This window comes from Flavobacterium sp. 1355 (assembly GCF_017833415.1).
Taxonomy (GTDB): domain Bacteria; phylum Bacteroidota; class Bacteroidia; order Flavobacteriales; family Flavobacteriaceae; genus Flavobacterium.
Genome location: NZ_JAFICC010000008.1, coordinates 232,308 through 258,160, shown reverse-complemented (window position 1 = coordinate 258,160; position 25,853 = coordinate 232,308). Strand labels below are relative to the sequence as shown.

Sequence of the window (25,853 nt, the reverse complement as noted above, 5' to 3'; positions counted from 1 at the left end):
GAAATATTTTCATGTACAATAATTTCATAAATTCGTTTCAGTAAAACGAAAAATTATGAATCCCATTTTAAGAAATATCCTTGCCGTTATTGCCGGCCTTTTTATTGGAGGTGTTGTTAATAATATCCTTATTTTAATAAGCGGCTCCATAATTCCCGCACCAAATGGCGCAGATGTTTCAACACGGGAAGGGCTGGTTGCCGCCATGCCTTTTTTTGAACCAAAAAACTTCATTTTTCCTTTTTTAGCCCATGCGCTCGGCACTTTTGCGGGTTCGGCAGCTACAATAAAAATTGCGTTTAGCAACAAGACAAAACTAGCTTTTATCGTTGGTGCGTTCTTTTTATTAGCCGGCATTATCATGGTTACTATTCTTCCTTCCCCTGTATGGTATACGATCTTAGACCTTACGTTTGCTTATATTCCAATGAGTTATCTGGCAGTAAAGCTATTTCGTAAAAAAGCGCAAAAAATTTAATCTTTTGAGGATGAATCCGAAATCAACAAATACAAAACCTGCAAAATTGTGCTATGAACATATTGGCGGAAAACTGGGTCAGCTTCTTCTGGAAAATTTTGCAGACAAGGCATGGATTACCAAAAAAACTCCAACAGATAAGCATTTTTATATTACAGAATTGGGAGAAAAAGAGTTTATAAAACTAGGCATTGATATCAGCCAAATAAAGTCAGAAGATTTATAATTCTGTCGCTTTTGGGATTTTTTTACCAAAAAAGATACTGGTAAATTTCTTACCTTAGTTAGTTTTTAAAATTTAAAATCATGACTAGGAAATATATCGCCAAAGACTTTTTAAAGCTTGCCGCCCAAGGCCATTCACACGAGGCATTTCGTCTGTATGTCGGCAAAAATTTTAAGCATCATAATGTTTACTTTAAGGGAGATGCCAATACACTGATGTTAGCAATGGAAGAAGCATTCAGATTAAATCCCAACAAAGTTATCGAAATACATCATGCCATTGGAGACAAAGATTTTGTTGCCATACACTCACATGTTAAGCAAAACAAAAATGATTTGGGAGTAGCAGTTGTCCACATTTTTAGATTTGAAGAGAGTAAAATAGTTGAGCTTTGGGATTTAGGACAAGCGGTTCCGGCCAAAATAATCAACGAAAATGGAATGTTTTAAATAAACTAAAAAATATAAATTTCACAATGAATTCAATTTTCAGGCTCTCAGCTTTGGTGACCGTTCTTTTTTTATTTTCCAATTGCAATTCGTTTGCGCAAAAAAAAGCAGCCAATATTTCGGCTCAGGCAGACAGCACATTGGCTGCCGCTTCTCCCAAATTTAATGGCGCAATTTTGATTTCTCAAAAGGGAAAAACAATATACAGTAAAGCTTTGGGCTTTGCTGATTTTGAGAAAAAAACGCCTTTAAAAATCGATAGTGAATTTGAAATCATGTCAAACAGCAAACAAATTGCCGCAGTTCTGATTTTAAGGGAATATGAAAAAGGAAAAATTGATCTGCAGGCGCCTATCAAAAAATATCTTCCGTACTTAACACAAACCTGGGCAGATTCTGTAACGGTTCATCAGTTATTAAATCATACACACGGAATTACTGATTTGCAAAAACCACTCCTTTTTAAGCCTGGCAGTGATTTTAAATACGGTAATCTGAGCTTTAACCTGTTAGGCAAAATTGTGGAATATACTTCTAAAAAAAGCTATCAGGAGATGGCAGACGCCTTGTTTAAGGAATTAAAAATGAAAAATACATTTTGCTATTCTAAAGAGAAAACAAAAAATCTGGCTTCGGGATATTATATTGATAAAGAAGTCCCTAAGAAAATTGAACAGTCTCAGATAAATCAGGATAGTTATGGTGCTGACGGAATTGTTTCGACCGTAAATGATCTCGCCATCTGGAATGAAAATCTTCATAAAGGAAAAACCCTGAAACCCAAAACCTATCAACTCATGATTGATTACAATATAAAAACGCAGCATAACGTGTTCGGAAAAGAAAAAACCGGTTACGGTTACGGAATTCGGATTGTAGATAATCAAACACCAAAATATATTGGCCACACTGGTATTGGCGATGGATTTTCTTCTTTAAATTTGTATTTTCCTGATAGCGATGTGAGTTTGATTGTGTTAGAAAATCAGACATATGCAAATCCTGATTTGTTTTATAGTATGGGAATTAAAATCAAAAACCTGCTTTTGAAAAGTGATATAGTTAATCCAAATAAAACAAATGGCAAAAAATAAAACCACAGAAACCGAAAGCAGCGTTACTGATTTTATTAATGCTGTCGAGGATGTTACGAAAAGAAACGACTCATTTGAACTGGTGAAAATCATGCAGAAAGAATCTGGTTTTGAACCCAGAATGTGGGGACCCGGCATTATTGGTTTCGGGAGTTATCATTATAAATATGACAGCGGTCATGAAGGCGATGCACCGCTTGTGGCATTTTCGCCAAGAAAAGCCGCTATCTCGCTTTATTGCTACGCTACCACAGAAAACAAAGAAGAATTACTATCAAAATTAGGCAAACACAAAGCTTCTAAAGGCTGCATTTATATTAAAAAACTAACGGATATCGATACTGAAATCCTCAGAAAAATAATCTTATTTTCGATTGAAAACTTAATTAAATTATATCCACCCCAATAAATACCATGACTATAACTTTTATAATACTTATCATTTTAGCCTTTTATATTTTTCTTCAGGATCCAAGATTCGGAAAAGCACCCGCCGGAGAAAGATTAATCAAAATTCAAAAATCGCCAAATTACAAAAACGGAAAATTTGAAAACGTACATTTTACGCCACAGCTTACTGAAGGATATACAATGCCGGGAGTTTTATATGAATTTCTGTTTAAAAAAACAGCGCGCAGAGTTCCCGTTACTATAATTCCATCCATAAAAACAAATCTACTGCAGCTAGATGTCAATAAGGATATTTTGGTCTGGTTTGGGCATTCGTCTTATTATTTCCAGATCGAAGGGAAACGTTTTCTTGTCGATCCGGTTTTTAGCGGTAATGCCTCGCCTATTGCAGGAACTACAAAATCTTTTAAAGGTTCTGATATCTATACTGTTGAAGATCTTCCAGAAATTGATTATTTATTGATCACACACGATCATTATGATCATCTGGACTATAAAACCATTTTGAAGTTAAAACCAAAAACAAAACAAATTGTCTGCGGTCTTGGCGTGGGTTCACATTTTGAATCCTGGGGCTTTCCGGTTCAGAATATTATTGAAAAAGACTGGCATGAAAAAATAGAACTCGATCAGAATATTACACTTTATACGGCACCAACAAGACATTTTTCTGGTCGTGGCCTTGTCCGCAACAATACACTTTGGCTTTCGTATATTTTAGAAACCAAAGATTTTAAAATGTATCTGGGAGGAGACACCGGTTATGATACCCATTTTGCTGAAGTAGGTGCAAAATATGGCCCTTTTGATCTTGCCTTAATCGATAACGGGCAATATGATATTAAATGGAAATACATTCACAATTTGCCGGAAGATGTAATTCAGGCTGCTAAAGATGTAAAAACAAAAAGATTATTTCCTGTTCATTCTTCTAAATTTCCACTGGCTAACCATGCCTGGGATGAACCTTTGAAAAGAATTACAAAATTGAATGAAAATGAAGCAAATCCTATTCCGCTCATTACACCCATGATTGGCGAATTGGTCGAGCTAAGAAATGAAAATCAGCAATTTAAACAATGGTGGGAGGAAGTAAAGTAGCTTTTTTTTTAAGGTGCAGAGATGCAGAGGTGCAAAGCTACAGAGGTTTTTTACTGAAGCCTGAAACTTCAAACATATTAAAATTTTGAAACAAACAATATTCTTACTTACTTTTCTTTTAAGCATTCATTTGAGTGCTCAGAATACGTATGTCTTTCTTGGGTCTTACAATCGTGATGCAGCTGCCGAAGCTATTCAGGTTTATCAATTGGATACTTTAAAGGGAGAATTGACCAAAATAACTAGTGCAAAAAATATTATTAACCCTTCTTATTTAACAGTTTCTCCAAACGGAAAATATGTGTATGCCTGTACCGACACCAAAACGCCAAATGGGGGAAGCGTTAGTAGTTTTGAATTTAATTCTCAGCAAAAAAGCTTAACTTTTATAAATAAGCAATCGAGCGGTGGAGAAAATCCGGTGTATGTTTCAGTACATAAAAATGGCAAATGGCTTGTAAACGGAAATTATACAGAAGGAAGTGTCTCAGTTCATCCAATTTTAGAAAACGGACTAATTGATTCAGTTGCACAGAACTTTCAATATATGGACGGAAGTGTTCATAAGGAAAGACAAAGCCGCTCCCATGTGCATTCCGCAGTCTTTTCACCTCAATTTGATTATTTATTTTTGCCCGATTTAGGAGCCGATAAAATACGTTGTTATCAATTTGATGAAACGCAAAAACAGCCTTTGACAGAAGCAAAAATTCCATTTATAAAAACAGATCCAGAAGCCGGGCCGAGGCATTTTACTTTTCACCCAAATCAAAAATTTGGCTATTGTATAGAAGAAATGTCGGGAACAATAAGTGTTTATCAATATGAAAACGGAACATTGAAAAAAATTCAGAGAATCAATACACATCCTGATAAAATAACAACCGGTTTTGAGAGTTCTGACATTCATATTTCACCAGACGGAAAATTTTTGTACGCTACCAACAGGGGAAAAGAAAACAATATTGCCATTTTTTCTATTGATGAAAACGGGCTTTTGACAAACATTGGCTATCAATCGACTTTTGGCAAACACCCGAGAATTTTTGCAATCGATGAAAGCGGAAATTTTTTAATCGCAACAAATGTAACTACAGGAAATATTGTCGTTTTTAGACGAAATACAAAAACGGGATTACTTAAAAAAACAGGAAAACAAATCAAAATGGAAAATGTGTCCTGTGTTCAAATCAGAAAAATCTAATTTTAAAATATAAAAAATGAGTACACCACTTTTAAACTTACAGCCGGAAATACTGGAAAATGAGTCTGTAAAATTAGTTCCTTTAAAAGAAACTGATTTTGAAGCTCTTTATGAAGTGGCTTCTGATCCCTTAATCTGGGAACAGCATCCAAATAAAAATCGTTACGAAAGAGACGTTTTCTTAAACTTTTTTGAAGGCGCCATTGAAAGTAAAGGTGCGTTTCTGATTATTGATAAAAAAACAAATGAAATTGCAGGAAGCACACGTTTTTATGAATATGAGCCGGAAAACAAAAGTGTTTTTATTGGCTATACTTTTTATGGAAGAAAATACTGGGGCACCGGATTTAATCCTCAGGTAAAAAAAATGATGTTCGATTATTCTTTTAAAGCGGTTGACAAAATTAAGTTTCATATCGGAGCAGAAAATTATCGTTCGCAAAAAGCCATAGAAAAATTAGGTGCAAAGAAAATAGACGAACAAGAAGTAGCTTATTACAATGAGCCTTCACGTTATAATTTTGTTTACGAAATAGAAAAATAAAAAATGAAAAGAATTACAGTTTTTTGCGGTTCCAGTTTTGGAAATGAAGCTATTTATAAAGAGCAGGCAACGTTGTTGGGGCAAACTTTGGCAAAACATAATATAGAATTGGTGTATGGCGGGGCAAATGTAGGTTTGATGGGCGCTGTAGCAGATGGAGTCTTAAATGAAGGAGGAAAAGTAATTGGGGTTTTGCCCGATTTTCTGCGTTCTAAAGAAATCGCACATTTAGGCCTGACCGAACTGATCCTGGTAGAAAGCATGCACGAGAGAAAAACCAAAATGAATGATTTATGCGATGGCGTGATTGCACTTCCGGGTGGTTTTGGAACACTCGAAGAACTTTTTGAAATGGTAACCTGGGCGCAATTGGGTTTGCATAAAAAGCCAATTGCTATTTTAAACATCGATGGTTTTTATGATTCACTAGTAGAATTAACGAATACGATGGTTGAAAAAGGTTTCCTGAAAAATGTAAATCAGAAAATGCTTCTGGTTAGTGATAACATCGACGATTTATTAGATAAAATGAAAAACTATGTTGCTCCAACTGTTGGAAAATGGATTGATAAGAAGGAAGTGTAAAAATTCTTTTCAGACAAATAACATTGCTTTTCAAACAAATCTCTGCTAATAAATATCTCTAATTTTATCTGATACTTAAACAATTAAATTATGGACACTTTTATTATAGATACAAAAACAATTACACTACTCTTAGCTACATTATTTACAGGGCTTTTAGCCGGTGTTTTTTTCACCTGGAGCAATGCTGTAGTTCCTGGAATTGGCAGACTTGACGATATGGGCTACCTAAAAGCTTTTCAGAATATGAACCGTAGTATCCTAAATCCGTTTTTTTACTTAATTTTTATTGGTCCTTTGTTATTTGCTGGCATATCGGCCTATTTTAACCAATCAAATTCTGTGGTTTTCCGACTGATAATATGTGCTGGTATAATTTATTTTACAGGTGTTTTTCTTCTGACAATATTAGGAAACATCCCTCTCAACGAAATGCTTGACAAAGCAGATTTGTCTAATATTACATCGGAAGATGCCGTTTTTTTACGCAGCAAATTTGAAGCGAAATGGAATAATTTTCATCTTATCAGAACAATTGCGTCTGTAGTTTCCTTCATAGTTTTAATTATTAGCTGTTTTTTAAAGGTATAATTTCATTAAATTAGAGGCTTAAAAACATTTAAAGCTTTCACAATCTTACTAAGCAATGAATCTGTTTCATTTTTTATAAATGACATTTAACTATAAAAAGCATGAAAGTAGAAAACAACAAATTCGCAAAAGCTGAAATGCTGATTAGAAAACCGGTTTCTAAAGTTTTTCAGGCGTTTATAGATCCCGAAATCACAAGTAAATTCTGGTTTACCAAAGGTTCAGGAAAATTAGAAGAAGACAAATCTACAGAGTGGACCTGGGAAATGTATGGCTTTTCGCTAACGGTCACTACAAAAGTGGTAAAAGAAAATCAGAAAATTGTTGTTGAATGGGGAAACTCCGATGAAATCACTTTGGTAGAATGGGTTTTTACCCCGCTAAATGAAAATGAAACTTTTGTAAGCATTACCAATTCCGGTTTTAAGGGCGATACTGATACAATTATAGATCAGGTGAGAAATTCAACAGAAGGTTTTACATTGGTTTTAGCCGGAGCAAAAGCCTATTTAGAACATCATATCCAGCTTAATCTCGTTTTGGATCGTTTTCCCAAAGGGATTGCGTAAAAAAGCTTCGGGTTTCAGGTTTCAGGTTTTGTACAGCAAGCTGAACCTGAAACTTGAAACCTGAAACTATAAAACAAAAAAACCATGGACACAAAAAAACCCGAAAATATAGACGAATACATTGGAGGATTTCCCAATGATGTGCAGGAAATTCTGGAAAAAATCAGAATGACGATTCAGAAAGCGGCACCGGATGCAAAGGAAAAAATCAGTTATGCTATGCCGGCTTTTGACCAAAACGGAATTGTGGTTTATTTTGCCGCCTTTAAGAATCATATTGGTTTATATGCTTTGCCAACCGGGCATGCAGCTTTTGCAGCAGAACTTTCAAAATACAAATCAGGAAAAGGTTCTGTACAATTTCCTTTAAAAGATCCAATGCCTTTTGACCTGATTTCCAAAATTGTAAAATTCAGGGTCAAGGAAAATTTAGAAAAAGGAAAAAAGAAATAATCCCAATGAACTTAACCGAACATTACGATCAGCTTTATAAAAAATCTTCTGTCGAAATTTTAGCCGGAAAGTATGCTATAGATTCTGATATTAAAAACGAATCTGATTCCAGGTTCGGGATAACATTGCTTATTCGCCCGAGCGAAGAAATAAAGGCTAATATTGTCGTTTTTTTAGAGGAATTAAAAGAGGCTGACCCTACACAATATTTCTATCCTGATTCTGATATTCACATTACGGTTATGTCTATCATTTCCTGTTCGGAGAAGTTTAGTTTAGATCAGATCTCCCCAAATGATTATATCGAAACAATCTGCAAAAGTATGGTTGATGTAGACAGAATCAGAATTCGGTTTAGGGGTGTTACGGCATCTGCATCTGCTATTATGATTCAGGGATTTCCAACTGATGATACTCTTGATGATTTTAGAAATAAGCTGCGTGAGAATTTCAAAAACTCAACATTACAACAAAGTATAGACAGTCGCTACACCATTTCTACTGCGCACTCGACGGTTATGCGTTTTCAGGAAAAGCCGGAAAATCCCGAGAAACTGATAGAGGTAATACAAAAATTTCGTGATTATGATTTTGGCGAATTGACCGTAAAAAAGCTCGAGTTGGTTTACAATGACTGGTATCAGCGAAAAAGCAATACCAAAATTCTGGGAGAATTTGGCCTGAGATAATTGAGCTATTTTTTAAACGCACCAAAATGCCATAAAACACCCGAGGGGTCGTGCAAAAAACATTCCCTGCCCCACTCTAAATTACGGATTGGTGTCAATTTTACTCCCGAATATTTTTCGGAAAGATTTAAAGCCAGCAGTTCTGCATAATAGCGGTCAACATCATCAACTTCCAAAAAAATCATGGTATTTTCTATCCATTCTTTTGCATAATAATCCTGAAGATAAAATGCAATTTCATTGGTTTTGAAAACAGAAAAATTGGGTGCCAAAACCGTTTCTTCAAATCCTAAATCAGAATAAAAACTTCTCGATAATTTGAAATTTTTTGCACCAATAAATGGCCGGATTGATTTGATATTATGATCCATTTTCAGTTATTTAAAATAGTATTTCACAATTCTAATTATCAAACCCAAGTTGTTTTCTCAAATCCATGTTCAAAGCATATTGCTCATCAATCGTGATTACTTTTCTTGAACTTTTATTGATATCACTTCCTTCTGCTGTCCAAAGAAACGGATAAAAATTAAAAACTTCATCCCCTTTTATCTTCGCAACATCTTCTCTCCATTCTTTCCACCTGTTTCCGTCATAAAATTTATTCAGGTCATTATAGAAACAAAATTGCAAAAACTCCGAATAGGTAACATCAAGTGGCTCATATTCTAAATTATCTGGTGAGAAATAATAAATTTTGCCTAAGTCTTTTCCTAAACCACCGCCATTTAAAATATAAAATCCTCCAATGGCATCATCTGCAATTATCATAAATGAAGGAGTTTCGCCAAACTCTTTAAATGACTTGCCTTTATTCCAGTCCGGAAGCGTGCGGTTAAATTTTGCATTTCCTGAACCTAAAATTCTTATCCAGCCATCATCTATCAAAAGTCCGCCTGTCATAAAAACAACAGCTCCCATTGGTGAACTGGTAGTAACCTGCGTTTTGTACAATGCGTCTTTTGCTGCCACAGGATCTGCGGGCAAAATTTCTACTTTATTCTTAGCCGATTTTATCCAGTCCTGTACAAGCGTCCAGGCCGGGTCTGATTTATTTATAAGCTCATCGGCTTTTTTCATTTTATTTTGTGCTGTTACAGTGAAAGTTATAAATAGTACGAAAATTATAAAGTTCTTTTGCTTCATGAGTTAGATTACTGTTGCTTTATTTTATTGACCTTTTTTCAAAATACTTCCCAAACCTCTACCAATCTGTTCAATTGCTTCGATACTTTTAGTAAGCGGTGTTGCACTAAAATCTTCGTAAGCATCCATAGAAGTGACTTTATTATCATCCTGCGGATAAACCAGGATCAGGTTGTTTTCCGGGAATGATTTTTCGAATTTCTGTGGCAGTTTATCAAAAATGGACTGATAGGAAACAGAGCCTTTTCTGGATAAGTTAAAAGCAATTAAATCGGTTGATTTAATTTCATCAGAAATCGAATCAAAATCTTCCCAGTTCAAAATGCTTTTAAAACCTAATTTGGCGCTGAGCTTTAAATTTGCTGCAATCTGTGTGATTGTTTGGTGGCTTTTATATTCGGCATAAATTACAATCGGAATGCTTAATTCCTGCGACAAACGACATATTTTCTGAAGCAGTAACTGAAATCCAACTCCTCTTTCTGAAAATGGCGGGCAAATAAACACTAGTCTTTTTTCTTCAATAAAAGGCCTTCCGAATCGACAGATAAATAAACTTTTGTCTACGTTATTAATGATAGAATCTACGTTTTCTCCAAATATTTTATCGAGAAAACCCGTTTTTCTCGGCCAGCCTACAATCACAATATCAGACATGATTTCTTTTGAAGTTCTTGCGATTCCACTAGCCGGATTATGATCAATTCTGGCTATTGTATTAATCTTAACTTCTGATGCTGAACCCTGAATTACAAATTTATCAACTGCTTTTTTGTATTTCAGAATATTAATTTCAGCCTGATCATTATTCGGCACAATCGTTAACAACGTAATCGGATTGCCCGATTTTTTATCTTTTATCAAAAGTGCAAAATCCAGCAAAGTCGAAGTTGCCGATGTTTTTGCCAGGGGTATTAAAATATGTTCTTCTAAAATCTTTTCTTTATTGGCATCTTCATGAGAGATTTCTTCTTCGCAGATTGCAATTTTCTTAGCTGCTTTTTCTGTAGCAAAAGAAGCCACAATACACGTTATCAAAATAAGGATAATAGTTCCGTTTAAGATATTTTCGTCTAATATCTTTGCTTTAAACCCTACTAAAATTACAGCAAGAGTTGCAGCCGCGTGTGCACTGCTCAAACCAAAAATAAGCTGTCTTTCGGTTTTTGTATATTTAAAAACAATCTGGGTAAAAAACGCCGCAATCCATTTTCCAAAAATAGCTACAACACTCAGTGTTCCTGCCACAATCAATGCCGTTGGGCCACTCAGGATCACGCTTACATCCACCAGCATTCCCACAGAAATCAGAAAGAACGGGATAAACAATGAATTCCCAATAAACTCAATCCTGTTCATTAATGCAGAAGAATGCGGGATCAAAGGATTTAATGCCAGACCGGCAACGAAAGCTCCGATGATTGGCTCTACTCCTGCTACTTCGGCCAAAAACGCTGCGAAAAAAACAACAGAAAGCACAAAAATATAATGTGCATGTTTTTCACTCTCCAGTTTCTTGAAAAACCATTTTGCAATTCTTGGAATTACCAAAAACATAATCGCAGAAAAAATAGCCAGCGAAACGGTTAATTTTATCCAGAAAGCCTGATTCAGGTTTCCCTGATTACTTCCCATGATTATTGCCAGAATAATCAAAACAGCAGTATCTGTCAAAATTGTTCCTCCGACAGTTATGGCAACCGCCTGATTTTTGGCAATTCCTAATTTACTCACAATTGGGTACGCAACCAATGTATGCGTTGCAAACATACTGGCCGTTAAGAAACTGGCATTAAAATCGTAATTAAGCAAATAAAAGCAAACGGGAAAACCAATTGTAAGCGGAAATATAAAAGTGAATAATCCGAACAGTAAACTTTTGTTTCTGTTGGCTTTAAATTCATTCATATCAAGTTCAAGGCCTGCAATAAACATAATATACAGAAGCCCGATGGTCGAAAATAAATCTACTGCCGAATTTTTTGCCAGAATGTTAAGACCGTGTGGCCCAATGACAACACCCGAAATTATTAATCCTATAATACCCGGTATGTTTATTTTCTTTAATAAAATCGGAGACAGTAAAATAATGAAAAGTATAAGCGAAAAGATTAATACCGGATTATTTAATGGCAATTCGAATTCTTGTAATAAATGCTTGAAAAATTCTATCATAGTGTAATTTTATCTTCTTTGTGGTATTTTAATTTTTTTCGTAAAAGACGCATTAATTAAAATGAAATCGCAGAAGTTTTAGTTTACTGATTTCCTTAAAAGGATTTAAAAAAATCAAATTCTTTAGTGTTTTGTTCCTTGCAAAAATACCGAAAAAAAGCTCGAACTCTTTACGAAAGCCCTATATTAAGCATTTAAATTTATTTCATTGCCAAATTACTAAAATTTAATATCTTTTTTAACAAAACCGCAACATTAACAAATGAAAACAAAACTTCTTTGCATTATTCAATTATCTTTGTCTTTATAAAAATTGAACAATGGAAGAATGTATCTCTGTTTTTGATATGCTTAAAATTGGTGTTGGGCCTTCAAGTTCGCACACTCTTGGGCCGTGGCGTGCTGCGGAACGATTTTTGGAAGAGTTGAAAAATGAAGCTATTTTAGAGCAGGTCACAAGAGTAAAAGTAGATTTATACGGATCACTTTCTCTGACCGGCAAAGGTCATGCAACAGACTTAGCAGTAATGCTGGGTTTAAGCGGGCAGGATCCGGAATATATTCCGGTTGAAAATATTGCCGGAATCATCAAAAACATTGAAACCAAAAACGAGATCAATCTGGGTAATCAGCTTACAATTCCGTTTTATTTTCTTCAGGACATCGTTTTCAATAAAGACTTTCTTCCGTTTCACGCCAACGGATTAAAATTTACTGCTTATAAAGCTGATAATTCTGAATATGAATCTACTTTTTATTCTATAGGCGGAGGTTTTGTAGTAAAAGAAGAGCGTACAAATGCCAAAATAAAAGAAGAAATAAAATGTGCATTTCCTTTTCCGATTCAGAACGCGGTAGAACTTTTAAATTACACCGTTTCAGAAAACAAAATGATTTCTGAAATCGTCTATGAAAACGAAAAATCAATGCGCCCAGAAGCAGAAATTCATTCAGAGCTGATGCGTATTTGGAATACAATGCTCGAATGCATGTACATTGGCTGCCATTCTGAAGGAATTCTTCCCGGTGGCTTAAACGTACGCAGAAGAGCTTTTGACATGCATCAAAACTTAATTGGTTTATCAAATTATAATTCTCCACAAACCTGGCTTGAAGAAATCAGAAAAACAGAGGTAAAATTTCGCCAGATCCTAAAATGGGTAAGTTGTTTTGCACTTGCCGTGAATGAAGTAAATGCATCTCTTGGCCGTGTTGTTACGGCACCTACCAACGGAAGTGCCGGCGTAATCCCGGCTGTTTTGATGTATTATCTGGTCATAGAAAACCATAATGCCGGCGAAAAAGAAATCAAACAATTCCTGATGGTAGCCGGAGAAATCGGAAGTATCTTTAAAAAAGGATCTACAATTTCTGCAGCGATGGGCGGCTGTCAGGCCGAAATTGGCGTTTCGTCATCAATGGCTGCCGCAGCACTTTGCGAATTAATGGGCGGAAGCCCGGCTCAGGTTTTAATGGCTGCCGAAATTGCTATGGAACATCATCTTGGTTTAACTTGTGACCCCATTGGCGGTTTGGTTCAGATACCATGTATCGAAAGAAATACGATGGGTGCCATAAAAGCAATAAATGCAGCCGAACTGGCTTTGGAAACAGATTCTAAAAATGCAAAAGTGCCTTTGGACAAAGTAATTAATACGATGTGGCAAACGGCAAAAGACATGAATTCAAAATACAAGGAAACCTCAGAAGGCGGACTTGCTATTGCGGTAAACATGGCCGATTGCTAAACATATTCGTTTGCCACGAATCACACTAATTTTCACGAATTAATTTTTTCTCAATGCTATAAAAATTAATGCAATTCGTGTAATTCGTGGCAAAAAACAAAATCTTCTTAATGAAAAAACTCTACTTTTTTATTGCCTTGTTCTGCTCGGTTTTATTGCATTCTCAGGAACGTTATTTTCTTAATTCAGACACGAGACTTTATACTTCGCCAAATTCATCTTCAGATTTTCTGGGTTATTTTAAATATGGTGCAGAAGTTAGATTATTGTCCGAGAGTAAAAATGGCTGGTATAAAGTAAAGGCCGATAACTTTAATGAAGGATTTATTCAGGACAAATTTGTTGCAACAAGATTAAACGCTAAGGATGTTAAAGTAAAAGATCCTGAAAACCCAATACTCGAAGGCGGGGATCATTATTATGGAGGAAATCATCTTTTTGTTTTAGTTGCTAGTTTAAAAGCCAGGGCATTACCCGATAAAAATGCCAAAATCAGGGAAACCTTGTTTGCAGGAGATCCTGTTTCGATAAATTATGTTCCTCTAAACCAGGAGGAATGGGTTAATATAAATGGAAACTTTGATGAAGAATATACAAAATACACTTTACGTAAATTTATCGGGCCAAGACCTGATTTTGAAACCTTACTTAAAGATTTTGATAAATTAGACCCCAATGCACTTACAGAACGCAAAACAATAAGCGAAAGACTTGTAGAATTGGCATGGAACAGCGAATATTCAAAATTTGATCACGCTTATCAAAGATATTACGAAGTTGTCAAACAATTAAATGATCCCAAATTAATTGCCGAAACTGAACTGAATATTGCGATAACCAAAGGTTTGGCCAAACATAAACTACCGGAACAAATTATTGCTTTTGTAAAAAAAGCCGAGTTTAGTTTAAAAGGTACAAAAACCAAATCATTATATCTTTCTCAAAAAGATTTGCTGAAAGTGTTTGGCGAACCAACCAAAAAAGTCAGCATTGGCGATGAATGCGGAATTTATTTAAGTGATTTATTTTATTATTATCCTGATTTGGAGTCTTCTGTAGATGAAAATAAAAATCAGGCCGAAATTGTAAAAATTTATATCAATGAAAACAATAAATTTCTACTAAATCCGAATACAGTTTTAGACCATACGTTGTCTGAAAAAGCTTTCATTGAAAAATACGGTACTTATATTGAAGCTTCGATAAAATCACCACATAATTATTCTATCCTTATGGAAGACAGCCAGTTTAGAATAGAATTCAAAGACGGAAAGCTCTTTTCTGTCGAAATATTCTTTTACTGCTGATTCCCAATCTATAATTATTCAATACTTTTACAATATCAAAAAAAAATAAAATGTCAGTAGCAAAAAAAGATTATAAAAGAATCACAACAAAGTCATTAATCGAAATGAAAAGCAATGGAGAAAAAATCTCTATGCTTACCGCTTATGATTATACAATGGCCAAAATTGTTGATACCGCAGGAGTTGATGTGATTCTGGTCGGTGATTCTGCTTCAAATGTTATGGCAGGTCACGAAACGACTTTGCCTATTACTTTAGACCAAATGATTTATCATGCTTCATCTGTGGTACGTGCTGTTGAAAGAGCTTTGGTTGTAGTTGATTTACCTTTCGGAAGTTATCAGTCAGACCCTAAAGAGGCTTTGCGTTCGTCTATAAGAATTATGAAGGAAAGCGGCGGACACGCAGTAAAATTAGAAGGCGGAAAAGAAATTAAGGAATCTATCAGAAAAATATTAAACGCAGGAATTCCTGTTATGGGACACTTGGGTTTAACGCCACAATCAATATATAAATTCGGTACGTACAGCGTTCGTGCCAAAGAAGAACAGGAAGCAGAAAAACTAATTGAAGATGCCAAAATGCTTGAAAAAATTGGCTGTTTTGGAGTTGTTTTAGAAAAAATACCTGCTCATTTAGCAGAACAAGTTGCCAAAAGTATTTCGATCCCTGTTATCGGAATCGGAGCCGGCGGCGGTGTCGACGGACAGGTTTTGGTTATTCATGATATGTTGGGAATGAACAATGAATTCAGTCCTCGTTTTTTACGTCGTTATTTAAATTTATACGAAGAAATGACTAAAGCAATTGGTCAGTATGCTGCTGATGTCAAATCGAGTGATTTTCCTAGTGAAAAAGAACAATATTAATCTTTTAAGGTTCTAAGTTGCTAAGGCTCTAAGATTCTAAGGTTTTTTTTAGGTATAAGGTTGAAAGCAACATAGGTACAAAGGTTTAAATTAAATAGCCTTCGGCTTTGGCCGGAGGGCTTTTTTTTAGTTCATCTACAAGGCTTTAGCCCTAACTTATAATCAATCTAAAATCCGCATACTTTTCCAATGAAAATTATTTCAGATAAAAACAATCTCCAGGTATTACACGAAGACAATCACATAATCGTAGTAAATAAACGCGTTGGAGATATCGTTCAGGGTGATAAAACCGGTGACAAACCTTTATCTGACATTGTAAAAGAATACATTAAAGATAAATACAACAAACCCGGAGATGTTTTTCTGGGTGTAATTCATCGTTTGGACAGACCCACAACCGGAATTGTTGTTTTTGCCAGAACCAGCAAAGCCTTATCGCGAATGAACGAAATGTTCAGTAACCGTGAAACGCAAAAAACCTATTGGGCGGTTGTTAAAAATAAACCCGCAGAGAAAAGTGCCAAATTGGTTCATTTTTTAAAAAGAAACGAAAAGAACAATACTTCAAAAGCTCATTTAAAAGAAGTTCCCGATAGTAAAGTTGCCAGTTTGGATTATACTGTTTTTAAGGAATTACAGAATTATGTAGCGCTGGAAATTAATCTTCATACCGGCCGTCATCATCAGATTCGTGCCCAGCTGGCTGCAATTGGATCTCCGATAAAAGGAGATTTAAAATACGGTTTTGACCGAAGCAATCCCGACGGAGGAATTCATCTTCATGCCAGAAAATTAGTTTTTGTACATCCCGTTTCAAAGGAAAGCATGACCATTATTGCTCCTGTTCCGGACGAAACAATCTGGAACGCGCTTTGATTTTTATGATATAATTCTTAATTTTTTAAATTTTATAAATTAACTTGCATAGGCAAAAATTCAAGTTAATCATAAAATGGACTACAAAAACGATATCGGATACAGAAGAGAAACGCTAAAAAAGTTATTGTATAACATTCAGAAAAGCGAAGATTTAATTGTAAAAGCTTTGTACGATGATTTTAAAAAACCTGAATTCGAAGCTGTACTAACAGAAACAAATTATGTCATTTCAGAACTGAAAGACACTATAAAAAACATTAAAAAATGGTCTAAGCCAAAACGCGTTCTTCCTTCTCTGCTCAATTTCCCTTCTACTGATTATATTTACAAAGAGCCTTACGGCAAGGTTTTGGTTATTTCTCCCTGGAATTATCCGTTTCAACTTGCGTTATGCCCGCTTATATCTGCTGTTGCTGCAGGAAACAGAGTAGTGTTAAAACCATCAGAGCTTACTCCGCATACTTCTGCCGTCATTGCGAAAATTATCCAAAAAACCTTTCACGTAAATCATGTCGAGGTTGTAGAAGGCGGTCTTGAAGTTTCAACTCAGCTTTTGTCACAGCGCTGGGATTATATTTTCTTTACAGGAAGCATTGCAGTTGGTAAAATTGTAGCCAAAGCCGCTGCGGAAAACCTAACGCCTGTTACACTTGAACTTGGCGGAAAAAACCCTTGTATTATTGATGAATCTGCTGATTTAAAACTCGCTGCCAAAAGAATTGTCTGGGGAAAATTTATCAATGCAGGCCAAACCTGTATTGCCCCCGATTATATTCTGATTCAGAAAAACATGAAAATCAATTTCATCTCTTTTATGATGGAAGAAATCACAAAAGCTTACGGCAACAAAATGGAAAAATCACCTGATTTTGCCCGAATCATAAATACAAAAAACTGGTTGCGGTTAGTGAGCATGATTGATCCTGAAAGAGTAATTTTTGGCGGAGAAACTGACGCAAACAAATTATATATAGCTCCTACTCTCATAGAAGAACCCAATCTGGACAGTCCTGTTATGAAAGAAGAAATTTTTGGACCAATTTTGCCAATCCTGACTTATGAGACTGAAACTGAAATAGAAAATGTGGTTACCAGATATGAGAAACCTCTTGCATTTTATATTTTTAGTGAAAATAAAAGTTTTACAAACAAATTAATTTCAGCTTACTCTTTTGGAGGTGGCTGTATTAATGATACTGTTGTACATTTTTCTAATAAAAGACTGCCTTTTGGCGGTGTTGGCCAAAGCGGAATCGGTGCTTATCACGGCAAACTGAGCTTTGATATTTTTTCTCATCACAAAGGAGTTGTCAAAAAAGGAAACTGGTTGGATCTCCCTATGCGTTATGCACCTTACAAGGACAAATTAGCTTCCATAAAACGCTTATTAGACTGGATTTAGCTTCTCAAAACAATTTCGTAATGTTTCGTCGATTTTTATACGGAATTGATTAAAAATATTATATTTACGTCTGAATAATATTTAAAAAAAGATTATAAAACAACTTTACTTAAAAAATGAAATCTACACTAGACCAAATCGAAGACATTAGGAAAAATGGCTATACTTTAGATTTTTCAAACGTTTTTAACCATGCTTTTGAAAACTACAAAAAAATCGCACTTTATGCAGGATTGATATTATTGGTATTCGCAATTATAGCGATTTTTCTTGGTGGAGGAGTTTTTGTTGCATTATATGGGGTTGAACATTTTACTGAAGAATACTTTAAAAGTCTTCAAAATGAACAACCTGCCGGTGCCGTATTAATTATTTATACTCTGGTTATAACTTTTGTAGCTGCGCTTTTAAGTCCTTTTACAGCCGGTTTTCTTAAAATGGCAGATTGCGCTGATAAGGATCAGGAATTTAACGTTTCAACGATTTTTAGCTACTATAATTCCCGTCATTTTGCTCCGCTTTTTATCTCAACATTATTAATCTCACTAACCGGTGGTGTAATATCTGTAGTATTTAGTTATTTGGGAATTCCTGTTATTGATGCTTTTATAACTTTTATCATAACGTTCTTCACCTCATTGACAATACCATTAATCATTTTTGGAGATTTAAACGCTATCGACGCTATAAAATCAAGTGCCATTGTAGTAATCAAACAGCCTTTGGTAATTGCGCTTCTTTTTATCGTTGCAGGACTGGCCTCTACTGTTGGGCTTATCGGCTGTTGTATTGGAGTTGTGTTTACTATTCCGATAACTTATTCTGTAAAATACGCTATTTATAGCGCCATATTTAATATTAATGACGAAGATTCTATTGATTCTATTGGTCAGTCGGATTTTGAGTAATTTATAAATTTCTAAATAATCAACAAGAACCTAACCAAATCTGTATTTAGAAATTCACAAGCTATTTACTTAACAAACATAACCAGATACTATGGTACAAAACTATAGTTGTTTTAATTCATTGATTTCAGGAATTTCCATTTTTGGAAATGTCCTGAAATCAAACGGATTGAACTGGTTCGTATTTAACTCTGATATTATTATTTTTTATAACAATCCTAAACTCATCATTTTAGGATTATCCCTGTTTGGATTTCTTAGTTTACTGATTTATCAGTTTTTTAGAATTAAGGCAAAAATTGGCTATTTCATCGAAAAGAAGAAAGACGATGATACTGCCGGAAGAGAATACCAGCTCTATATTTTGTTTTTTGGAATTGCGATGATCCTGATGGAAATCATCAACGAAATCTTTAAGATCAGGCCCAAAAGTTTACTGGTTGTAAATCTGTCTATGGGATTTTCTGTCTTATTAGGTTATTTGCTAACCGATAAAATAAAATTTCTGCGAGATCGGATTCAAACAATATTCATAGCCTTTTTCTTCATTTATTTCTGTTACATTGCCCGCAATATTATTTATCTTCCCAATGATGTTGTTCCGATTATTGTATTTTTAATCTCCTTTTTCTTTTCTTATAATATTCTAAAACCGATAAAAATTTACTGGATTTTTGTTGGAATAACTTTTTCTTTTTTGATTTCAACGGTTGTTTTTCACTTAATTCCGTTAAAATCGTCGATCTTATTAATCAATTTTTCTATCCTTATTTCTATTGTCAATCAGGTAAAATATGCTGTTTTACTGAATAGCAATGATAGTTTCAGGTTTACAAATGAAATTGTCCATAAAGGAAATTCACTAACAATAGCAACCAATCAAAAAGGAGAAATATTGTTTTGCAGCGAAACTATTACTTCCGTTTTGGGTTATCTGCCGGAAGAAGTCATGGCTATGAAATTCTGGAAACTTACCGAAGACAAGGAATTTGTGAAGAAAAACCACAACAAGAAACAGATTGATGATAAGCTGTACATCCAGAAATTAAAAAGTAAAAGCGGAGAATACAAATACATTCAATGGAAAGACAAAAAATTTTCTGATGATCTGATTATCAGTATTGGGCAGGATGTTACTGAACAGATAATTGTTCAGGATCAATATAAAAACCTGATTCAGACGGCAACTGATATTATTTTTGAAATGAATGTTGACGGGTATTTTACCTTTGTAAATGAATTCGGATTTTCTATTCTGGGCTACTCTGAGGAGGAAGTTTTAATGCAGCATTACTCTAATTTTATTCATGAAGATTACATCAAAAGTGCTGTTAATTTTTATGAAAACTTAGAACAAAACGAAATAAATTATCCTACGATCGAAATTCCGGTTTTAAAGAGAAACGGAGAAGAATTATGGGTTTCGCAAAAGGTAATAATCCGGAAGAATGACCTGGGACAAACAATTGGTTTTGCAGGTATTGCGAGAGATATTACCGAAATAAAAAACATCGAAAACGAGAAAAAACGGCGTCTGGAAAAAATTGAGGCCTATAATAATTCAACCAAAAAACTATCGACAACCGATTTTAGAAATTACAGTAATTTTAAAACTGTCATAGATTATATCATTAAGGAAGCGGCAACCGTATCACGAACCAACAGAGTTAGTTTCTGGAGGTATACTGACGATATTATTACCTGCAAAAATATATTCAGCAGAGATAACCAAACGTTAAATGACAAAAATATCCTGGACAAAGAATCCTATCCAATTTACTTTGAAACCTTAAAAAATAAGGCTATTATAAATGCTCCTGATGTGTTTAATAAATTAGAAACATCAGAATTCAAAGAGGCATATTTCACTAAAAACAAAATAAAATCAATGCTTGATGTCCCAATTTTCTTAAACGGGCAGTTAGCAGGTGTTGCCTGTTTTGAAAGCACAGATGAAAAAAGAGAATGGGACAACGAAGATATAAATTATGCCAGAACGATATCTGACGTTATCTCACTTGCTATTTCGTCTCAAATGAGACTTAAGGCTGAAAAAAAACTGGAACTGAAAAGTGAATTACTCTCGGCACTGGCCCTTTGCACCGAAAAGTTCTTGATGAGTAAAAGTACCAAAGAAATGTTTGAGGAAACTTATGAGATTATAGGTGAAGCTTCAAATGTAGACCATATATTTTATTACGAAAAAGACTTTGAAACCCAGACCATCAGCCAGAAACACAAATGGTCAAAAGACGGAATAAAACATCAAATTACCAAATTACAACAGTTTACAGAAGATAATTTAAAAGAAATAATTACGCATTCACAAAACAAAAAAGTCTTTAGTACACTAACCCGGGAACTTGAAGACACATTTTTCAAAAATTTACTGGTTACCAACGAAATCAAATCAATCCTGATCCTGCCTTTGTACTCCAATAATAACTTTTCGGGTTTTATAGGGTTTGACGATTGTACCCGGGAACGAAAATGGACAGAAGACGAAATCTATATATTTCAGACACTTGCCAATAATATTTCCTCGACTTTGGAGCGAAACAGGAATCACGCAAAAATAAAAGAAAGTGAAGATGCGATAAAAGCCAAAGAACTGGCGGAAGCTGCCAATAAATCGAAATCTGATTTTCTGGCCAATATGTCGCATGAAATTCGTACGCCGCTAAATGGTATTATCGGATTTACTCATTTACTGATGAAAACGAATCTTGGAGAAATTCAGGAAAAATATATGACAACGATCAATCAGTCAGCTCATTCCTTATTAGAAATTATAAATGATATTCTTGATTTCTCTAAAATTGAAGCCGGAAAATTAGAGCTCTTTATAGATCTGTATGACATTCAGAAAATTCTGGGGCAGATCTTTGATTTAATTGTTTATGAATCGAATCAAAAAAACCTTCAATTGGAATTGAACGTAGACCCAAATGTTCCTAAATATATCTGGACAGATATTGTTCGTTTAAAACAGATTCTGATTAACCTTTTATCAAATGCCATTAAGTTTACAAATGAAGGTTCTATCAAATTAAACGTTTCTGTAATAGAGAAAAAATCAGAAGACAATTATGTAATTCGTTTTGCTGTAATTGATACTGGAATTGGTATTCTGGAGAAAAACCAAAAGAAAATTTTCAAGGCTTTTTCTCAGGAAGACAGTTCTACCACCAGAAAATTTGGAGGCACAGGTTTAGGACTTACTATATCGAATCAATTATTGGCTTTAATGGAAAGCCGTTTGCAGTTAAAAAGCAAGATCGATCACGGAAGCACATTTTATTTTGATATCAATCTTAACATCAGTCATAAAAGTATTAATGAAAAATATCAGATTGTATCAAAAACAAGAAGTAAGGAATACGATTTAGATTATTATTCCAGCCAGAAAAAAGTAAGCATTTTAATAGTTGAAGATAATAAAGTAAACATGCTTTTGCTAAAGACAATATTAAAAAACCTTAATATCAACACCATAATTTATGAATGCGAAAATGGCTATGAAGCTGTAAACCAAATCGAAACTATTAATCCTGATTTGGTTTTTATGGATATTCAGATGCCAATCATGAATGGTTATGAAGCAACAAGAGCTATCAGAAATACGCTGACAGGCAAAAATATTCCGATTATTGCCGTTACGGCAGGCGCGGAAATAGACGAAAGAAACAAATGTATTTCTGCCGGAATGAATGATTATATCTCAAAACCTATTATTCGAGGTACTGTAGAAGAGGCTTTATCCAAATGGGTAAAATAACCTAAAGTTAATTCGTTTTGTGTTGCTTTATTTTCAAAAAAATCTATAAATTCGTACAACTAAAATCATAATAATCGTTAATACAATACTATATGAAGTGGCTAGGCAGAAGACAAAGTGATAATGTTGAAGACAGAAGAGGTGTTTCTGGCGGAAAAGTAGCTCTTGGAGGCGGGGTTATCGGTATAATTATTTTGTTGCTGAATGTTTTTGGTGGTGAAACCGGCCAAACCGTAGGGAATGTATTAGAGCAGATGCAAGGCGGACAACCACAAACTGAAGCTGCTGCACCGTTAAGCAAGGAAGACCAGGAAATGGGAGACTTTGTCAGAGTTATTCTGGCTGACAACGAGGATATCTGGAGCAAAATATTTGCTGACAATGGCATGACGTATGAAAAACCAAAATTGGTACTTTTTAGAGGTTCTGTTCAGACAGCGTGCGGTGGGGCATCGTCTGCTTCGGGTCCTTTTTACTGTCCCGGCGACAGAAAAGTATATATGGACCTGGCTTTCTTTGAAGAATTAAAAACGAAATTTGGAGCCAAAGGCGGTGACTTTGCTATTGCATATGTTATTGCACATGAAATTGGTCATCATATCCAGACGTTATTAGGAACATCGACCAAAATGCGTCAGGAACAGGAAGGAAAAAGTGAAGCCGAAGCAAATAAACTCTCTGTTGCATTAGAGCTGCAGGCAGATTTCTATGCCGGTGTGTGGACACATTACAATAAAGAAAATTTAGATGTTGGTGATATCGAAGAAGCTTTGAGTGCAGCAAATGCCGTTGGAGATGATGCTATTCAGAGTAAAATGCAGGGCCATATCGTTCCGGATTCATTTACCCATGGTACATCAGAACAAAGAATGTACTGGTTCAAAAAAGGCTTCGATTCAGGTGATATAAAACAAGGAACTACTTTTGAGGAGATTAGATAATACATTAAACCAAATATAATAAACCGACTAAAAAGCATGATTTAAACATCATGCTTTTTTTTTTGGTCATGTCATCCTGACGAAGGAAGGACCACACCAGAAACTCGACAAAGATTGGCTACAAACAAACAGAATAAATATAAGGAGTTTTCTTGTGTTGCTTCGTTACAAGATGCGGACTAACTGTGTGGAGTTTCTGGTGTGGTCCTTCCTTCGTCAGGATGACAAACTTTGCGGATAAAAAGTTAATTGCACAAAAAAAGCCTTGAATTTCTTCAAGGCTTTAAATTTCTGGGTGGCTGACCGGGTTCGAACCGGCGACCCGCGGCACCACAAACCGCTACTCTAACCAACTGAGCTACAACCACCATTTTTGCTTAGCGAGTGCAAATATATAACAAAGGTTTACTTCTACAAAGAAAAAAACGAAAAAATTACACTAAATCTCCTAAGCTATTGACTGCCAAACATCTTTCAATCGTAAAACCTTCAGCAAAATCTTTCCCAACCAGCCTTCCTAAGTCCTGCGCACGATAATTTAGGCTTTCCAGGAAATTTTTACTCGTTATTGGCGTTGCAGGCTCTTTAGAATTCGGATCATAAAATTGTGTTTTATAAGCCAAAACTGCTTCTACTTTTTTCTGCTCAAAACCCGTTATGTCTACTACAAAGTCAGGTTCGAGGTTTTTCCACTGAATATAATGATAGACTATTTTTGGCCGCCATGCTTCCTGATTTACTCCGTCAATCGAAGTTTCAATTTTCATTAATCCTGACAAAAAGCAAGCATCAGATACTAACTTGCTTCCTTTTCCGTGATCAATATGGCGATCATCAACTGCATTGCATAAGACAATTTCCGGTTTGTATTTTCGGATCATTTTGATAACCTCAAACTGGTGTTTTTCATCATTCACAAAGAAGCCATCCCGCATCTTTAAATTTTCACGAACCAAAACGCCTAATATTTTTGCCGCATCGGCAGCTTCCTGATCGCGTATTTCTGCCGAACCACGTGTACCGAGTTCGCCTCGCGTTAAATCAACAATACCTACTTTTTTGCCAAGCGATACTTCTTTCAGAATAGTTCCGGCACAACCTAGTTCTACATCATCAGGATGTGCACCAAAGGCTAATATATCTAATTTCATGTGTGTTTTTATTTTTATTTGTTTCAGGTTTTCTTTGTTTCAGGTTTCAAGTTGCCAACAGAACGTGAAACCTGAAACTTGAAACTATTTCTTTAAAACTCTTTTCATCGTCATGGATTTATTGACGCTTTCCTCCCATTCTTTTTCAGGAATACTTTCTTTGGTAACGCCGCATCCCATGTACAAAATGGCTTTGTTTTCCTGTATCTGCATACTGCGTAAATTTACAAATAAATCAGAACTCGCTGTATTTCCTTCAAAACTGCTGTTTAACTCACCTAAAAATCCTGTGTAAAAAGTTCGGTCGTAATTTTCATTTTCTAAGATAAAAGCTTTTGATTTCTTTTTTGGAAGCCCGCACACCGCCGGTGTTGGGTGCAGAGTATCAATTACTTCTTCCAGAGTAGAATTATTCTTTAAAACTCCCGAAATATCTGTTTTAATATGCCATATTGATCCGGCTCTAAGACTATAAGGTTCTGAAACTACAACCGAAGCCGCAAATTCCTTCAGTCTTTTTACTATAAAATCGGTTACATATTGCTGTTCCTCTTTTTCTTTTTGCTGCCAGACAATTTCAGTTTCAAAATTATCTTTTTGCGTTCCTGCCAAAGCCATAGTTTCAAAAACATTTCCATTTGCTTTTAATAGCTTTTCGGGCGTTGCTCCCATCCAAAGCCCAATTTTTGGATGAAAAAAACAATAGCAAAAAGTAGCCGGATACAATTGTACCAAATGCTGAAATGTTTCTATAAAATCAAATTCAGCCAATTGTACATCTTCACTTCTAGACAAAACTACTTTCTTGAACTCTTCGTTTTTAATAGCCTGAATTCCCTGCGCCACTAAATATTCATATTGAAATTTGGCCTCAGGATCAAAATTCTGATCATCGGCTTCGATGGGATTAAATGATGTTGTTTCTTTTTCGGCAGTTATAATTTCCGATTCACTTTCTGGGATTAATATCAATTGTTTTTCATCAAAAGAAGCAAAAACAAATCCTTTTTCGCTATAATCTGATACGTGGTATAAAGTATTATTTTGCTGTAAAATTCCAATAAGATTCGAAGTATTGGGTTTTGAATAAAGTACAAATGGCAGGTTCTGTTCTTTATGATTTGCAATTTTTAAGAAAAATGGATTCATAAC

26 protein-coding genes and 1 tRNA gene are annotated in these 25,853 nt (G+C 35.0%); 21 read left to right on the top strand and 6 right to left on the bottom strand.

Translation table 11 applies throughout. The features are described 5' to 3' along the window. The first annotated feature begins 55 nt into the window (after nt 1-55). From JOD96_RS12325 to JOD96_RS12265, 13 genes are all read left to right on the top strand, one after another. Nucleotides 56-478, top strand: a complete 423-nt coding sequence (locus tag JOD96_RS12325; RefSeq protein WP_209564570.1) for a hypothetical protein — start codon at nt 56-58, stop codon at nt 476-478. 10 nt (nt 479-488) lie between these two features. Continuing rightward, nucleotides 489-704, top strand: coding sequence for an ArsR family transcriptional regulator (locus JOD96_RS12320; RefSeq protein ID WP_209564569.1), 216 nt, complete (start codon nt 489-491; stop codon nt 702-704). Between the two features lie 80 nt (nt 705-784). After that, nucleotides 785-1,153, top strand: coding sequence for a nuclear transport factor 2 family protein (locus tag JOD96_RS12315; protein WP_209564568.1), 369 nt, complete (start codon nt 785-787; stop codon nt 1,151-1,153). Between the two features lie 26 nt (nt 1,154-1,179). Further along, nucleotides 1,180-2,247, top strand: a complete 1,068-nt coding sequence (locus tag JOD96_RS12310) for a serine hydrolase domain-containing protein (protein WP_209564567.1) — start codon at nt 1,180-1,182, stop codon at nt 2,245-2,247. Beyond that, complete coding sequence (locus JOD96_RS12305) at nt 2,234-2,656, top strand: DUF1801 domain-containing protein (RefSeq protein WP_209564566.1); 423 nt, start codon at nt 2,234-2,236, stop codon at nt 2,654-2,656. The genes JOD96_RS12310 and JOD96_RS12305 overlap by 14 nt, the downstream gene beginning before the upstream one ends. A gap of 5 nt (nt 2,657-2,661) precedes the next feature. Then, nucleotides 2,662-3,759: an MBL fold metallo-hydrolase gene (locus JOD96_RS12300; RefSeq protein ID WP_209564565.1), complete on the top strand. Its 1,098-nt coding sequence runs from the start codon at nt 2,662-2,664 to the stop codon at nt 3,757-3,759. An 85-nt stretch (nt 3,760-3,844) separates the two neighbouring features. Next, entirely contained in the window at nt 3,845-4,963 is a 1,119-nt protein-coding gene (locus JOD96_RS12295; protein ID WP_209564564.1) for a lactonase family protein, read from the top strand. 16 nt (nt 4,964-4,979) lie between these two features. Then, entirely contained in the window at nt 4,980-5,507 is a 528-nt protein-coding gene (locus tag JOD96_RS12290; protein ID WP_209564563.1) for a GNAT family N-acetyltransferase, read from the top strand. A 3-nt stretch (nt 5,508-5,510) separates the two neighbouring features. Then, nucleotides 5,511-6,092, top strand: coding sequence for a TIGR00730 family Rossman fold protein (locus JOD96_RS12285; RefSeq protein ID WP_209564562.1), 582 nt, complete (start codon nt 5,511-5,513; stop codon nt 6,090-6,092). 90 nt (nt 6,093-6,182) lie between these two features. Beyond that, entirely contained in the window at nt 6,183-6,683 is a 501-nt protein-coding gene (locus JOD96_RS12280; protein WP_209564561.1) for a DUF1772 domain-containing protein, read from the top strand. 101 nt (nt 6,684-6,784) lie between these two features. Next, nucleotides 6,785-7,252, top strand: coding sequence for an SRPBCC family protein (locus JOD96_RS12275; RefSeq protein WP_209564560.1), 468 nt, complete (start codon nt 6,785-6,787; stop codon nt 7,250-7,252). An 84-nt stretch (nt 7,253-7,336) separates the two neighbouring features. Next, on the top strand, nt 7,337-7,705 hold the full coding sequence (locus JOD96_RS12270; RefSeq protein WP_209564559.1) for an iron chaperone: 369 nt from the start codon (nt 7,337-7,339) through the stop codon (nt 7,703-7,705). Between the two features lie 5 nt (nt 7,706-7,710). Continuing rightward, nucleotides 7,711-8,394: a 2'-5' RNA ligase family protein gene (locus JOD96_RS12265; protein WP_209564558.1), complete on the top strand. Its 684-nt coding sequence runs from the start codon at nt 7,711-7,713 to the stop codon at nt 8,392-8,394. 5 nt (nt 8,395-8,399) lie between these two features. On the opposite strand, the gene JOD96_RS12260 is transcribed toward JOD96_RS12265, so the two are convergent. The 3 genes from JOD96_RS12260 to JOD96_RS12250 form a co-directional block, all read right to left on the bottom strand. Then, a complete protein-coding gene (locus JOD96_RS12260; RefSeq protein ID WP_209564557.1) occupies nt 8,400-8,765 on the bottom strand; it encodes a glyoxalase in 366 nt (121 codons plus the stop codon). A 31-nt stretch (nt 8,766-8,796) separates the two neighbouring features. Further along, on the bottom strand, nt 8,797-9,474 hold the full coding sequence (locus JOD96_RS12255; RefSeq protein WP_317195292.1) for a DUF2625 domain-containing protein: 678 nt from the start codon (nt 9,472-9,474) through the stop codon (nt 8,797-8,799). 90 nt (nt 9,475-9,564) lie between these two features. Then, entirely contained in the window at nt 9,565-11,715 is a 2,151-nt protein-coding gene (locus tag JOD96_RS12250; RefSeq protein ID WP_209564555.1) for a cation:proton antiporter, read from the bottom strand. 320 nt (nt 11,716-12,035) lie between these two features. On the opposite strand from JOD96_RS12250, the gene JOD96_RS12245 reads away from it, so the two are divergent. The 8 genes from JOD96_RS12245 to JOD96_RS12210 all read left to right on the top strand — a co-directional run bounded on the left by JOD96_RS12245 (nt 12,036) and on the right by JOD96_RS12210 (nt 23,550). Continuing rightward, nucleotides 12,036-13,463 (top strand): L-serine ammonia-lyase, encoded by a 1,428-nt coding sequence (locus tag JOD96_RS12245; RefSeq protein ID WP_209564554.1) that lies wholly within the window; start codon nt 12,036-12,038, stop codon nt 13,461-13,463. Between the two features lie 110 nt (nt 13,464-13,573). Then, complete coding sequence (locus JOD96_RS12240; protein ID WP_209564553.1) at nt 13,574-14,770, top strand: SH3 domain-containing protein; 1,197 nt, start codon at nt 13,574-13,576, stop codon at nt 14,768-14,770. 50 nt (nt 14,771-14,820) lie between these two features. After that, nucleotides 14,821-15,639: a 3-methyl-2-oxobutanoate hydroxymethyltransferase gene (gene panB, locus JOD96_RS12235; protein ID WP_209564552.1), complete on the top strand. Its 819-nt coding sequence runs from the start codon at nt 14,821-14,823 to the stop codon at nt 15,637-15,639. A 189-nt stretch (nt 15,640-15,828) separates the two neighbouring features. Then, complete coding sequence (locus tag JOD96_RS12230) at nt 15,829-16,518, top strand: RluA family pseudouridine synthase (RefSeq protein ID WP_209564551.1); 690 nt, start codon at nt 15,829-15,831, stop codon at nt 16,516-16,518. A 76-nt stretch (nt 16,519-16,594) separates the two neighbouring features. Further along, nucleotides 16,595-17,923 (top strand): aldehyde dehydrogenase, encoded by a 1,329-nt coding sequence (locus tag JOD96_RS12225; protein WP_209564550.1) that lies wholly within the window; start codon nt 16,595-16,597, stop codon nt 17,921-17,923. 116 nt (nt 17,924-18,039) lie between these two features. After that, nucleotides 18,040-18,831 carry a hypothetical protein gene (locus tag JOD96_RS12220; RefSeq protein WP_209564549.1) on the top strand — a complete coding sequence of 264 codons (792 nt, stop codon included), beginning with the start codon at nt 18,040-18,042 and terminating at the stop codon, nt 18,829-18,831. A 91-nt stretch (nt 18,832-18,922) separates the two neighbouring features. Beyond that, entirely contained in the window at nt 18,923-22,609 is a 3,687-nt protein-coding gene (locus JOD96_RS12215) for a response regulator (RefSeq protein WP_209564548.1), read from the top strand. 92 nt (nt 22,610-22,701) lie between these two features. Continuing rightward, nucleotides 22,702-23,550 (top strand): neutral zinc metallopeptidase, encoded by an 849-nt coding sequence (locus JOD96_RS12210; RefSeq protein ID WP_209564547.1) that lies wholly within the window; start codon nt 22,702-22,704, stop codon nt 23,548-23,550. Nucleotides 23,551-23,844: 294 nt separating this feature from the next. Here JOD96_RS12210 and JOD96_RS12205 read toward each other — a convergent pair. From JOD96_RS12205 to JOD96_RS12195, 3 genes are all read right to left on the bottom strand, one after another. Next, a tRNA-His gene (locus JOD96_RS12205) sits at nt 23,845-23,918 on the bottom strand. A gap of 66 nt (nt 23,919-23,984) precedes the next feature. Beyond that, entirely contained in the window at nt 23,985-24,701 is a 717-nt protein-coding gene (gene bshB1, locus JOD96_RS12200) for a bacillithiol biosynthesis deacetylase BshB1 (RefSeq protein WP_209564546.1), read from the bottom strand. Nucleotides 24,702-24,785: 84 nt separating this feature from the next. Further along, nucleotides 24,786-25,850, bottom strand: coding sequence for a chorismate-binding protein (locus JOD96_RS12195; protein ID WP_209564545.1), 1,065 nt, complete (start codon nt 25,848-25,850; stop codon nt 24,786-24,788). Between the last annotated feature and the right edge of the window lie 3 nt (nt 25,851-25,853).

Coding starts and splice junctions, on each gene's coding strand:
- JOD96_RS12325 (WP_209564570.1), top strand. CDS start 56: ATGAATCCCATTTTAAGAAATATCCTTGCCGTTATTGCCGGCCTTTTT.
- JOD96_RS12320 (WP_209564569.1), top strand. CDS start 489: ATGAATCCGAAATCAACAAATACAAAACCTGCAAAATTGTGCTATGAA.
- JOD96_RS12315 (WP_209564568.1), top strand. CDS start 785: ATGACTAGGAAATATATCGCCAAAGACTTTTTAAAGCTTGCCGCCCAA.
- JOD96_RS12310 (WP_209564567.1), top strand. CDS start 1,180: ATGAATTCAATTTTCAGGCTCTCAGCTTTGGTGACCGTTCTTTTTTTA.
- JOD96_RS12305 (WP_209564566.1), top strand. CDS start 2,234: ATGGCAAAAAATAAAACCACAGAAACCGAAAGCAGCGTTACTGATTTT.
- JOD96_RS12300 (WP_209564565.1), top strand. CDS start 2,662: ATGACTATAACTTTTATAATACTTATCATTTTAGCCTTTTATATTTTT.
- JOD96_RS12290 (WP_209564563.1), top strand. CDS start 4,980: ATGAGTACACCACTTTTAAACTTACAGCCGGAAATACTGGAAAATGAG.
- JOD96_RS12285 (WP_209564562.1), top strand. CDS start 5,511: ATGAAAAGAATTACAGTTTTTTGCGGTTCCAGTTTTGGAAATGAAGCT.
- JOD96_RS12280 (WP_209564561.1), top strand. CDS start 6,183: ATGGACACTTTTATTATAGATACAAAAACAATTACACTACTCTTAGCT.
- JOD96_RS12275 (WP_209564560.1), top strand. CDS start 6,785: ATGAAAGTAGAAAACAACAAATTCGCAAAAGCTGAAATGCTGATTAGA.
- JOD96_RS12270 (WP_209564559.1), top strand. CDS start 7,337: ATGGACACAAAAAAACCCGAAAATATAGACGAATACATTGGAGGATTT.
- JOD96_RS12265 (WP_209564558.1), top strand. CDS start 7,711: ATGAACTTAACCGAACATTACGATCAGCTTTATAAAAAATCTTCTGTC.
- JOD96_RS12260 (WP_209564557.1), bottom strand. CDS start 8,765: ATGGATCATAATATCAAATCAATCCGGCCATTTATTGGTGCAAAAAAT.
- JOD96_RS12255 (WP_317195292.1), bottom strand. CDS start 9,474: ATGAAAAAAGCCGATGAGCTTATAAATAAATCAGACCCGGCCTGGACG.
- JOD96_RS12250 (WP_209564555.1), bottom strand. CDS start 11,715: ATGATAGAATTTTTCAAGCATTTATTACAAGAATTCGAATTGCCATTA.
- JOD96_RS12245 (WP_209564554.1), top strand. CDS start 12,036: ATGGAAGAATGTATCTCTGTTTTTGATATGCTTAAAATTGGTGTTGGG.
- JOD96_RS12240 (WP_209564553.1), top strand. CDS start 13,574: ATGAAAAAACTCTACTTTTTTATTGCCTTGTTCTGCTCGGTTTTATTG.
- panB (WP_209564552.1), top strand. CDS start 14,821: ATGTCAGTAGCAAAAAAAGATTATAAAAGAATCACAACAAAGTCATTA.
- JOD96_RS12230 (WP_209564551.1), top strand. CDS start 15,829: ATGAAAATTATTTCAGATAAAAACAATCTCCAGGTATTACACGAAGAC.
- JOD96_RS12225 (WP_209564550.1), top strand. CDS start 16,595: ATGGACTACAAAAACGATATCGGATACAGAAGAGAAACGCTAAAAAAG.
- JOD96_RS12220 (WP_209564549.1), top strand. CDS start 18,040: ATGAAATCTACACTAGACCAAATCGAAGACATTAGGAAAAATGGCTAT.
- JOD96_RS12215 (WP_209564548.1), top strand. CDS start 18,923: ATGGTACAAAACTATAGTTGTTTTAATTCATTGATTTCAGGAATTTCC.
- JOD96_RS12210 (WP_209564547.1), top strand. CDS start 22,702: ATGAAGTGGCTAGGCAGAAGACAAAGTGATAATGTTGAAGACAGAAGA.
- bshB1 (WP_209564546.1), bottom strand. CDS start 24,701: ATGAAATTAGATATATTAGCCTTTGGTGCACATCCTGATGATGTAGAA.
- JOD96_RS12195 (WP_209564545.1), bottom strand. CDS start 25,850: ATGAATCCATTTTTCTTAAAAATTGCAAATCATAAAGAACAGAACCTG.